The following is a 7,703-nucleotide window of genomic DNA, read 5'->3' as shown; positions in this document are numbered from 1 at the left end:
GCGGGAGCGGCGAACTGATTTCGCCGCTCCCGCCGTTCATGTTACTCAATTTCGGGCGTCAGATCTTCGCCGTGGTCATCGCGGCGCTGCCCCAGGTCGTACGCCAGCGGCCCTTGACGGCGGTGAGGCCGACCAGTGCCAGCACGGCCAGCGCGGCAAACAGCGTGAGGCCGAGCTGGTAGCTGCCGGTGATCTGCTTGGAATAACCGAGGCTGGAGGCGAGGTAGAAACCGCCGACACCGCCGGCCATGCCGACCAGGCCGGTCATCACGCCGATCTCCTTGCGGAAGCGCTGCGGCACCAGCTGGAACACCGCACCGTTACCCGTGCCCAGCGACAGCATGGCGAGCACGAAGATGACCACTGCCATTGCGGCAGATTGCAGTCCGGTGCTCGCGATGAACAGGAACAGTGCAGCCAGTACGTACATCAGCGACAGCGTCTTGATGCCGCCGATGCGGTCGGCAATGATGCCGCCCATCGGGCGCACCAGCGAACCGGCGAACACGCAGGCCGCGGTGAAGTAGCCGGCCGTGACCGGCGACAGGCCGTACTGGCTGTTGAAGTAGATCGTCAGCGAGGATGCCAGCCCGGAGAAGCCGCCGAAGGTCACGCTGTAGAAGAACATGAACCACCATGCGTCCTTGTCCTTGAGCACATGCAGGTATTCCACCATGGCCTTGGGCGGCGGCGCGCCGGGCGCGTCCTTGGCGAACACCAGGTAGACGATGAAGGCGATGCCGAGCGGAACCAGGCACCAGCCGAACACGTTTTGCCAGCCGTAAGCCATCGCGAGCGTGGGGGCGAACAGCGCGGCGAATGCGGTGCCGGAGTTGCCGGCGCCGGCGATACCCAGCGCGGTGCCCTGGTGCTCGGGCGGATACCAGCGCGATGCGAGTGGCAGCGCCACTGCGAATGCCGCACCGGCCACGCCGAGCAGGATGCCGAGCGTGAGCATGGTTTCATAGCTGTTCAGGTGACCGAGCCAGGCCCAGGCAAGGCTGGCAATCACGATGACCTGGCCGATCGCGCCGGCCTTCTTCGGCTTCAGGTGGTCGACCAGCACACCCATCACGATGCGCAGCAGCGCACCGGCGAGCAGCGGTGTCGCGACCATCAGGCCCTTCTGTGCGGGAGTGAGGCCGAGGTCTTTTGAGATCTGCACGGCCAGCGGGCCGAGCAGGACCCAGACCATGAAGCTCAGATCGAAATAGAAAAAGGAAGCGAGCAAGGTAGGCGTGTGACCTGCCTTCCAAAACGACGTCGTTTTCATGATGCACCTTTACACCAAAGTTGGAATCGGGGTGCTCTATGCAATCGGCATGCCACGTATTTTTGTGCATCAACTCCCTAATAACTGGCCTGACGTGTGTCGAAACCGCTCATTGCGCAGCGTGCACTGGTTTGTTGCACTGCAAAGGTGCGGTTTTCTCGTCATTGCGGTGCATTTCGACCTATTCTGAATTGGCACCGCTCTTGCTAATACTCTCGCGGGATTAATTTTATGCAGGGCTTCAATGGCGAGGCCGCGAGGAGAAGGAGCTTTAATGAAGAAGCTGAAACTAGTCATGGTCGGTAACGGAATGGCAGGCGTGCGCACGCTCGAAGAGCTGCTCAAGATTGCCCCGGACATCTATGACATCACCGTTTTCGGCGCCGAGCCTTATGCCAACTACAACCGCATCCTGCTGTCGCCGGTGCTGGCCGGCGAACAGACGATTAAGGACATCATGCTCAACGATGTCGACTGGTATGCGCAGAACGGCATCACCCTCCATCTTGGCAAGAAGATCACGAAGATCGACCGCGTGAAGCGCCAGGTCATCGCGGAAGACGGAACGATTGCCGAATACGACCGCCTGCTGCTGGCCACCGGTTCCAACCCCTTCGTCCTGCCGGTGCCCGGCAAGGAACTGAAGGGCGTCATCTCCTACCGCGACATCCAGGACACCAACGCGATGATCGAGGCGGCCGGCGTGCACAAGCATGCGGTCGTCATCGGCGGCGGCCTGCTTGGCCTGGAAGCGGCCAACGGCCTGAAGCTGCGCGGCATGGACGTGACGGTCGTCCACCTCCCGCAGTGGCTGATGGAGCGCCAGCTCGACCCGACCGCCGGCAAGCTGCTGCAGAAATCGCTGGAAGACCGCGGCCTGAAGTTCCTGCTTGATAAAAACACAAAGGAAATAATCGGCGACGATAACGGCAATGTGAAAGCCATCCGCTTCACCGACGGCCTCGAGATTCCCGCCGAGATGATCGTCATGGCCGTCGGCATCCGCCCGAACACGACGCTGGCCGAGTCCGCCGGCCTGTTCTGCAACCGCGGCATTGTCGTCAACGACACGATGCAGACCTACGACCCGCGCATTTATGCCGTGGGCGAGTGCGTGAACCACCGCGGCACCGCTTACGGCCTCGTCGCACCGCTGTTCGAAATGGCCAAGGTGTGCGCCAACCACCTCGCCAATTTCGGCATCGGCCGTTACCAGGGCTCCGTCACCTCGACCAAGCTCAAGGTCACCGGCATCGACCTGTTCTCGGCCGGGGAGTTCATGGGCGGCGACGGCACCGAGGAAATCGTGCTGTCCGATCCCATCGGCGGTGTGTACAAGAAGCTGGTCATCCGCGACAACAAGCTGGTCGGCGCCTGCCTGTACGGCGACACCGTCGACGGCACCTGGTATTTCCGCCTGCTACGCGAGGGCAAGGACATCAGCGAACTGCGCGACACGCTCATGTTCGGCGAATCCAATACCGGCCGTCCCGGCGACACCGGCCATGAAGGTTTCACCAAGGCAGCGGCGATGCCGGACGAAGCCGAGGTGTGCGGCTGCAACGGCGTGTGCAAGGGCACCATTGTCAAGGCGATCAAGGAAAAGGGCTTGTTCACGCTGGAAGACGTGCGCAAGCACACCAAGGCGTCGGCTTCCTGCGGTTCCTGCACCGGCCTGGTTGAGCAGATCCTGATGGCGACCGCCGGCGGCGACTATTCCATGTCCAGCAAGGCCAAGCCGGTTTGCGCCTGCACCGACCACACGCACCAGGAAGTGCGCGATGCGATCAAGGCCAACAAGCTGCTGACGATCGCCGACACCATGCAGTTCATGGAGTGGCGTACGCCCAACGGCTGCTCCACCTGCCGTCCCGCGCTCAACTATTACCTGATCTCCACCTGGCCGCACGCGGCCAAGGATGATCCGCAATCGCGCTTCATCAACGAGCGCGCCCACGCCAACATCCAGAAGGACGGCACCTATTCGGTGGTGCCGCGCATGTGGGGAGGCGAGACCACGTCGTCCGAGCTGCGCCGCATTGCCGACGTGGTCGACAAGTTCCGGATCCCGACCGTCAAGGTCACCGGCGGCCAGCGCATCGACCTGCTCGGCGTGAAGAAGGAAGACTTGCAGGCGGTGTGGACGGAGCTCGGCATGCCATCCGGCCACGCGTATGCGAAGGCGCTGCGCACGGTAAAGACCTGCGTTGGTTCGGAGTGGTGCCGCTTCGGCACGCAGGATTCGACGGAAATGGGCAAGCAGCTCGAACGCATGCTGTGGCGCATGTATGCCCCCCACAAGGTCAAGCTGGCGGTGTCCGGCTGCCCGCGCAACTGTGCGGAATCCGGCATCAAGGATGTGGGCGTGATCGGTGTCGATTCCGGCTGGGAGATCTATGTCGGCGGCAACGGCGGCATCAAGACCGAGGTTGCGCATTTCTTCGTCAAGGTGAAGTCGCATGAGGAAGTGCTCGAATACTCCGGCGCCTTCCTCCAGCTGTACCGCGAAGAAGGCTGGTATCTCGAACGCACCGTCCATTACATCGCCCGCGTGGGCCTCGATTATGTGAAAAAGAAAGTCCTGGACGACGCCGAGAACCGCAAGGCGCTGTACGAACGCCTGCTGTTCTCGCTCGACGGCGAGCCCGATCCGTGGCACGAGACGGAGAAGGCGCTGGTCGACATGCGCCAGTTCCAGCCCCTGAGCGTGTAAACGTCTTTATTGAAAGGAGCAGCCATGGCCATCTATCTTGCAGCAATCGTCCTGTCCCTCGCGGCAACGACCGCCATCGTCGGTTCCTGCATGTTCAACGCATCGGCAACGAGGGCGGCTCCCGTGAACATCGTCCAATTCAAATAAGGGAAACATTCATGTCGCAACAATGGAAAGCCGTCTGCAACGTCGCAGACATCCCCGTGCTCGGCGCACGGGTCGTCAAGCGGGCAGCGAAGCCTGACGTGGCGATTTTCCGCAACAGCGAAGACAAGGTTTTTGCACTGCTCGACCGTTGCCCGCACAAGGGCGGTCCGCTGTCGCAGGGGATCATATTCGGCGAGCGCGTCGCCTGTCCATTGCACAACTGGAACATCCAGCTCGACTCGGGCAGCGCCGTCGCGCCGGATGAAGGCTGCACGCAAAAGTTCAGCGTCAAGGTGGAAGACGGCATGGTCTTCCTCGATGCCGAAGAATTGAACACCCTGGCAATCGAGGTCAAGGCCGTATGAGTGACTTACGCGAAACCAAAGCCACCTGCTGTTACTGCGGCGTCGGGTGCGGCGTCATCGTACAGAGCGATGGCGAGAAGATCACCGGCGTGCGCGGCGACCCGGATCATCCGTCGAATTTCGGCAGGCTGTGCACCAAGGGCAGCACGCTGCACCTGACGGCCAGTCCGGTGCTGCAGCAGCAGGCACGTGCCCTTTACCCGGAAATGCGGGTGTCGCGCGATGCGCCGCGCGAGCGCGTGTCCTGGGACGGCACGCTGGATTTCATCGCGAAGAAATTTGCCGACACGATTCGCGAGCACGGCCCGGACAGCGTCGGCTTCTATATCTCCGGCCAGCTGCTGACCGAAGACTATTACGTCTTCAACAAGCTGTCCAAGGGGCTCGCCGGCACCAACAACATCGACACCAATTCGCGGCTGTGCATGTCGAGCGCGGTGGCCGGCTACAAGCAGACCCTGGGCGCCGATGCGCCGCCTGCCTGCTACGAGGATTTCGACCACGCCGAAGTGATTTTCATCGTCGGCTCGAACACGGCTTATGCGCATCCCATCATCTATCGCCGCATCGAAGAGGCGCGCAAGAACAACCGCGTGCTGAAGATGATCGTGGCAGACCCGCGCCGCACCGATACCGCGCGCGATGCCGATCTCTACCTGCCGATCCTGCCCGGCACTGACGTGGCGCTGTTCAACGGCATGCTGCACATCTGCCTGTGGGAAGGCTGGATCGATGACGACTACATCCGCGCGCATACCGAAGGCTTCGACGAACTGAAGCGCACCGTGCGCGAATACACGCCGGAATTCGTTGCCGAGACCTGCGGCATCGGCAAGGATGACCTGCTGAAGGCAGCGCGCTGGTTCGGCGAATCCAAGGCATCGCTTTCGCTGTACTGCCAGGGCCTGAACCAGTCGTCGTCGGGCACCGCCAAGAACGCGGCGCTGATCAACCTCCACCTCGCCACGCACCAGATCGGCAAGCCGGGCGCGGGCCCGTTCTCGCTGACCGGCCAGCCCAATGCGATGGGCGGCCGTGAAGTGGGCGGCCTCGCCAACCTGCTGTCGGCCCACCGGGACATGGCGAATGCGGAACACCGTGCCGAGATCGCGCGGCTGTGGGGCGTCGACGACGTGCCGGCCAAGCCGGGCAAGACGGCGGTCGAGATGTTCGAGGCGGTGCGCGCCGGCGAGATCAAGGTGTTGTGGATCGCCTGCACCAACCCCGCGCAATCGCTGCCCGACCAGAGACTGGTGCGCGAGGCGCTCGAAAAGGCCGAGCTGGTGATCGTGCAGGAGGCCTACAAGACGACGGCGACCGTGGATTACGCCGACGTGCTGCTGCCCGCCACCACCTGGGGCGAGAAGGAAGGCACGGTGACCAACTCCGAGCGCCGCATCACGCGTTTCAAGCCGGTCCTGCCCAAGCCCGCCGAAACGCGCCATGACTGGGAAATCGTGATCGACTTCGCCCGCCGCCTCGAGGCGCTGATGGGCAGGGACAAGACGCTCTTCCCCTACACGAATCCCGAAGAAATCTGGAACGAGCACCGCGAATCCACTCGCGGCCGCGACCTCGATATCACCGGCTTGTCGTACAGGATCCTGGAAGAGCAGGGGCCGCAGCAATGGCCCTTCCCCGAAGGCGCGTCCGAAGGCAAGAAGCGCCTGTATGAAGACGGCGTGTTCCCCACGGCGAACGGCAAGGCGAAGTTCGTCAATACCGTCTACCGGCCGGTGGCGGAACCGGTCGATGCGCGTTATCCCTTCCGACTCACCACCGGCCGCCAGCGCGACCAGTGGCACGGCATGAGCCGCACCGGCACGGTGGCGCAACTGTTCTCGCATGCGTCCGAGCCCGCCGTGATGATGTCGAAGATCGACATGGACCGCCGCATGATCGCCGCCGGCGACCTGGTGCACGTGACCAGCAAGCGCGGATCGCAGATCCTGCCGGTGGCGGCGAGCGACGATATCCGTGCCGGGCAGGCGTTCATCGGCATGCACTGGGGCGAGGAATATGTGTCCGGACGCGGCAGCGACGGCAAGGGCACCTTCGGCGTCAATGCGCTCACGCTGCCGGCATTCTGCCCCAGCTCGAAGCAGCCGGAACTCAAGCATGCGGCGGTCAAGATCCTGAAGGCGGAATTGCCCTGGCGTTTCCTGGTGTTCGGCTGGGTCGACCAGGACAAGGCGCTCTCGCTGCAAGCGGCGATGCGTCCCTTTATGCGGCGATTTGCCTATGCGTCGTGCACCTTGTTCGGACGCGACAAGGTCGGTGTCCTGTTCCGTGCCGCGGACGATTATCCGGCGGAGGCTGATCTGGTGAAGGAGATCGAAACGCGGTTCGGCATCGAGGGCGCGGAGGTGCTGCGGTACGACGACGCCCGTCGCGGAAATTCACGCCATATCCTGGTGCGGGACGGCAAGCTGGCTGCCGTGTCGCTTGCCGGCGATACCGCGGCCGAGCACTGGCTGAAGGAATATCTCGAAGGCGAGCAGCCGGTTGCGTCCCTTGGCCGCCTCCTGCTCATGCCGTCGTCCAAGGCGCCGCAAGGATTCAAGGCACGTGGCAAGATCGTGTGCAATTGCTTCAACGTTTCGGAAACGGAAATCGGCGAGGTGTTGTCCAGGCAGGACTGGGTGAACCAGGGTACGCCCGAGGCGGCGCTCTCCTGTATCCAGGGGCAGCTCAAGTGCGGGACGAACTGCGGTTCGTGTGTTCCCGAATTGAAGAAGATCATCCTCACGCAAATGCCGGCGGCGAAGGCGGCCTGATAAGGTGGAAACTGCGGTGGAAGCGCCGCTTCCGGTATGGCGGACCGGTGCAAAGCCGCTGTCCGCCATGCCTTTCCGCTGTTGAAGTGCCTGTCGCGCCAACGCTCGGGGCAGGCGGTTTTGCACAGACGCGAAGGTGTGCTGCATTCAGGCGTATTTCTTGCTGTAAAGCCGAAAACGGATTGTTTGACTGGAGACACGTATGCCCGAAGCCAACCTGGCACTGAGCACCCTGCTGGCCTTTGCCTTCCTGTTCGGCCTGAAGCACGGCTTCGATGCGGACCATCTTGCCAGCATCGATGGTCTGGCACGGTTGCAGGCACAGCGCGGGCAGGATGGGCTGGCGCGCTCGGCCGGACTGCTGTTTTCTGTCGGCCACGGCATCGTCATGCTGGCGGCGGCATGGACATTCGTGCAACTCGGCGTGG

The 7,703-nt window shown here is 62.8% G+C and carries 6 protein-coding genes; 5 read left to right on the top strand and 1 reads right to left on the bottom strand.

Annotation, left to right across the window (positions count from 1 at the left end; genetic code table 11):
- Nucleotides 1-58: 58 nt before the first annotated feature.
- Nucleotides 59-1,273, bottom strand: a complete 1,215-nt coding sequence (locus tag AYR66_RS23695; RefSeq protein ID WP_088710052.1) for a nitrate/nitrite transporter — start codon at nt 1,271-1,273, stop codon at nt 59-61.
- A gap of 274 nt (nt 1,274-1,547) precedes the next feature.
- On the opposite strand from AYR66_RS23695, the gene nirB reads away from it, so the two are divergent.
- The 5 genes from nirB to AYR66_RS23675 all read left to right on the top strand — a co-directional run.
- A complete protein-coding gene (gene nirB / locus AYR66_RS23690; protein WP_088710051.1) occupies nt 1,548-3,986 on the top strand; it encodes a nitrite reductase large subunit NirB in 2,439 nt (812 codons plus the stop codon).
- A gap of 24 nt (nt 3,987-4,010) precedes the next feature.
- Nucleotides 4,011-4,133: a hypothetical protein gene (locus AYR66_RS30480; RefSeq protein ID WP_272938371.1), complete on the top strand. Its 123-nt coding sequence runs from the start codon at nt 4,011-4,013 to the stop codon at nt 4,131-4,133.
- Nucleotides 4,134-4,144: 11 nt separating this feature from the next.
- A complete protein-coding gene (gene nirD / locus AYR66_RS23685; protein WP_088710050.1) occupies nt 4,145-4,498 on the top strand; it encodes a nitrite reductase small subunit NirD in 354 nt (117 codons plus the stop codon).
- Nucleotides 4,495-7,275 carry a nitrate reductase gene (locus tag AYR66_RS23680; protein WP_088710049.1) on the top strand — a complete coding sequence of 927 codons (2,781 nt, stop codon included), beginning with the start codon at nt 4,495-4,497 and terminating at the stop codon, nt 7,273-7,275. Before nirD ends, AYR66_RS23680 begins: the two co-directional genes overlap by 4 nt.
- Nucleotides 7,276-7,477: 202 nt before the next feature.
- Nucleotides 7,478-7,703 (top strand): HoxN/HupN/NixA family nickel/cobalt transporter (locus AYR66_RS23675; protein ID WP_474647546.1); only part of this gene is annotated, 226 nt, incomplete at its 3' end.

Source organism: Noviherbaspirillum denitrificans (assembly GCF_002211445.1).
Lineage (GTDB): Bacteria > Pseudomonadota > Gammaproteobacteria > Burkholderiales > Burkholderiaceae_D > Noviherbaspirillum > Noviherbaspirillum denitrificans.
Note: the sequence above shows the minus strand (reverse complement) of the source record. Positions and strands in the feature narration are given on the sequence as shown.

Coding starts and splice junctions, on each gene's coding strand:
- AYR66_RS23695 (WP_088710052.1), bottom strand. CDS start 1,273: ATGAAAACGACGTCGTTTTGGAAGGCAGGTCACACGCCTACCTTGCTC.
- nirB (WP_088710051.1), top strand. CDS start 1,548: ATGAAGAAGCTGAAACTAGTCATGGTCGGTAACGGAATGGCAGGCGTG.
- AYR66_RS30480 (WP_272938371.1), top strand. CDS start 4,011: ATGGCCATCTATCTTGCAGCAATCGTCCTGTCCCTCGCGGCAACGACC.
- nirD (WP_088710050.1), top strand. CDS start 4,145: ATGTCGCAACAATGGAAAGCCGTCTGCAACGTCGCAGACATCCCCGTG.
- AYR66_RS23680 (WP_088710049.1), top strand. CDS start 4,495: ATGAGTGACTTACGCGAAACCAAAGCCACCTGCTGTTACTGCGGCGTC.